The following is a 1,002-nucleotide window of genomic DNA, read 5'->3' as shown; positions in this document are numbered from 1 at the left end:
CTAGAGCGCGTCTGCCTTAATTCGGTTCATAGCCTGCGGCGGCGAAGTAGTTGGCGCATTCGGTTGGCGTGAAGGCGCTGAGGAGTGACGCGAGGGCGTCCCAGAGGGCGTCGATGGTGCGCTCGGCCCTGGCGCGCAGGAGCGTCTTGAGCTTGGCGAAGGCGTTCTCGATGGGGTTGAGGTCTGGGCTGTAGGGCGGGAGGAACAGTAGTTCTGCTCCGGCCTGTTCGATGATCTCGCGGATGCCGGCTGCCTTGTGGGCTGGCAGGTTGTCCATGATCACGACCTCACCCGGGATCAGGGTGGGCGCCAGGACCTGCTCCACATAGGCCCGGAATACCGTGCCGTTCATGGCACCGTCGTAGACGAAGGGCGCTGTCATGCCGGTGAAGCGCAGCGCGCCGGTGAAGGTCGTGGTTTTCCAATGTCCATGCGGCACGCCGGCGCGGCAGCGTTCGCCGCGGAGCGCCCGACCTCGCAGGCGGGCCATCTTGGTGGACAGGCCGGTCTCGTCGATGAAGACCAGTCGTTGCGGATCGAGGTCGGGCTGGCCCTCGAACCAGTCCCGACGTCGCTTCAGGATGTCCGGGCGTTCCTGCTCCAGTGCATGTGCGGACTTTTTTTAAACGTCCAGCTGCGTCCGCTCAGCCAGGCGCTCAGCGCGCTGCGGCCGATCTCCAGGCTTCGTTCCGCCCGCAGCTTGGCGGCCATCTCGTTGAGCGTGATGTCCTTGACCTCCTTGATCATGGCCACAATGAAGGCCTCGTGCGGGTCGAGGCGCGAGCCACGCGGCTTGCCCTGACGCCGGGCCGCACGTTCGCCATCCTGACGCGCGCGCCGGATCCACACGATCGCCGTCGATACGCCAACCCCGAAGCGCGCCGCCGACGCACGGGCTGACGCGCCCGAGCCGGCAACATCGATAACCCTGGCCCGAAGATCGTCCGAGTATGCCCGCGCCATCACCGCCTCCCTCCAATGGAGACGGTGAACCACACTCAG

General features: G+C 66.1%; 1 protein-coding gene. It reads right to left on the bottom strand.

Annotation, left to right across the window (positions count from 1 at the left end; genetic code table 11):
- Positions 1–16 precede the first annotated feature (16 nt).
- Positions 17–963 (bottom strand): IS630 family transposase gene (locus HJG45_RS28270; protein WP_171617327.1). Its coding sequence is split into 2 segments (ribosomal slippage): positions 17–624 and positions 624–963, totalling 948 coding nucleotides; the frame shifts between segments, so codons are not numbered across the junction.
- Positions 964–1,002: the final 39 nt, after the last annotated feature.

This window comes from Roseicella sp. DB1501, assembly GCF_013112485.1.
Lineage (GTDB): Bacteria > Pseudomonadota > Alphaproteobacteria > Acetobacterales > Acetobacteraceae > Paracraurococcus.
The sequence above is the reverse complement of the archived record's forward strand: the minus strand, read 5'-3'. Positions and strand labels throughout refer to the sequence as shown.